2 tRNA genes and 2 rRNA genes are annotated in these 2,409 nt (G+C 44.3%); all 4 read right to left on the reverse strand.

Annotated features, from left to right (window positions below):
- Nucleotides 1-269 (reverse strand): 23S ribosomal RNA (locus JAO71_RS15645); the annotation flags it as partial.
- 158 nt (nt 270-427) lie between these two features.
- Nucleotides 428-501 (reverse strand) — tRNA-Ala (locus tag JAO71_RS15650).
- Between the two features lie 82 nt (nt 502-583).
- Nucleotides 584-657: transfer RNA gene (locus tag JAO71_RS15655), tRNA-Ile, on the reverse strand.
- Nucleotides 658-743: 86 nt separating this feature from the next.
- Nucleotides 744-2,263, reverse strand: a 16S ribosomal RNA gene (locus JAO71_RS15660).
- Nucleotides 2,264-2,409: the final 146 nt, after the last annotated feature.

Consider the following 2,409-nt stretch of genomic DNA (forward strand, 5'->3'; position numbering starts at 1 on the left):
TAACATTACTGGTTTGGGCTAATCCGCGTTCGCTCGCCACTACTAACGGAATCACTTTTGTTTTCTTCTCCTCCGGGTACTTAGATGTTTCAGTTCTCCGGGTTTGCTCACCTTACGGTGTAACATGTCTTCAACATGCTGGGTTGCCCCATTCGGATATCTACGGATCAACTTGTATGTGCCAATCCCCGTAGCTTTTCGCAGCTTATCACGTCCTTCATCGCCTCTGAGAGCCTAGGCATTCCCCATACGCTCTTATTTAGCTTATTGTACTATTTGCTTTTTAATGAGTTACATTGTTAACAGTAGCTCGTGACTAACTATTAACAAGTTATTATTTAAATAAATGAGTAATACTCATTTATTTTTTTTCATGTATCTTTTTTCAATATGTCAATGAACTTTTTCAACAACGTAGTGTTGATTGTGGAGAATATCGGAGTCGAACCGATGACCTCCTGCGTGCAAGGCAGGCGCTCTAGCCAGCTGAGCTAATCCCCCATTAATAAATCCCGAATGTTGTATTCAGAATTATCGATTTAGAATTAACAACTTCTAGAATTTCCTTTATTTATAGTATTAGTAGTCTCAGGCAGACTCGAACTGCCGACCTCTACATTATCAGTGTAGCGCTCTAACCAGCTGAGCTATGAGACTCTACTATAATAGATTTTAAATTAACAGCAGGAGAATAAACTTTTTGTTTATTTATAATAAAACATTCTTTAATCGTCTTTCTCTAGAAAGGAGGTGTTCCAGCCGCACCTTCCGGTACGGCTACCTTGTTACGACTTAGCCCTAGTTACCGATTTTACCCTAGGCCGCTCCTTACGGCGACGGACTTCAGGCACTCCCAGCTTCCATGGCTTGACGGGCGGTGTGTACAAGGCCCGGGAACGTATTCACCGCATCATGGCTGATATGCGATTACTAGCGATTCCAGCTTCACGGAGTCGAGTTGCAGACTCCGATCCGAACTGTGATAGGGTTTATAGATTCGCTCCTTCTCGCGAAGTGGCTGCTCTCTGTCCCTACCATTGTAGCACGTGTGTAGCCCAGGACGTAAGGGCCGTGATGATTTGACGTCATCCCCACCTTCCTCACAGTTTGCACTGGCAGTCTTGTTAGAGTTCCCGACTTAAATCGCTGGCAACTAACAACAGGGGTTGCGCTCGTTATAGGACTTAACCTGACACCTCACGGCACGAGCTGACGACAACCATGCAGCACCTTGTAAATTGTCCGAAGAAAAGTCTATCTCTAAACCTGTCAATTTACATTTAAGCCCTGGTAAGGTTCCTCGCGTATCATCGAATTAAACCACATGCTCCACCGCTTGTGCGGGCCCCCGTCAATTCCTTTGAGTTTCATTCTTGCGAACGTACTCCCCAGGTGGGTCACTTATCACTTTCGCTTAGCCACTCAAACCGAAGTCCGAACAGCTAGTGACCATCGTTTACGGCGTGGACTACCAGGGTATCTAATCCTGTTCGCTCCCCACGCTTTCGTCCATCAGTGTCAGTATATTATTAGTAATCTGCCTTCGCAATTGGTATTCTATGTAATATCTATGCATTTCACCGCTACACTACATATTCTAACTACTTCATAATAACTCAAGATAACCAGTATCAAAGGCAATTCTACAGTTGAGCTGCAGGATTTCACCTCTGACTTAATTATCCACCTACGGACCCTTTAAACCCAATGATTCCGGATAACGCTTGGATCCTCCGTATTACCGCGGCTGCTGGCACGGAGTTAGCCGATCCTTATTCTTACAGTACCGTCAAGCTGCTACACGTAGCAGTGTTTCTTCCTGTATAAAAGCAGTTTACAACCCATAGGGCAGTCTTCCTGCACGCGGCATGGCTGGATCAGAGTTGCCTCCATTGTCCAATATTCCTCACTGCTGCCTCCCGTAGGAGTCTGGTCCGTGTCTCAGTACCAGTGTGGGGGATCCCCCTCTCAGGGCCCCTACCTATCGTCGCCATGGTGTGCCGTTACCACACCATCTAGCTAATAGGACGCATAGTCATCTCTTACCGTAACCTTTAATGTTGTCTTGATGCCAAGTCAACATACTATAAGATATTAATCCAAATTTCTCTGGGCTATCCCTTAGTAAGAGGCAGATTCTATACGCGTTACGCACCCGTTCGCCGGTCGTCATCTTTAGCAAGCTAAAATGTTACCCCTCGACTTGCATGTGTTAAGCCTGCCGCTAGCGTTCATCCTGAGCCAGGATCAAACTCTTCATCGTTAAATTTTTAAGTGTTTCCACTAATATGCTTAACAATTAAAGTTGTTTAAAAATACTCAAAATGGTTTATTCTCTTGTTTGAATTAAATCGTTTCCAATTTAATTCTTACGCTGTCAATTCAATATGTTTATGAACTTTTCTGTAT

This window comes from Olleya sediminilitoris, assembly GCF_016785945.1.
In the GTDB taxonomy this organism is placed as follows: domain Bacteria; phylum Bacteroidota; class Bacteroidia; order Flavobacteriales; family Flavobacteriaceae; genus Olleya; species Olleya sediminilitoris.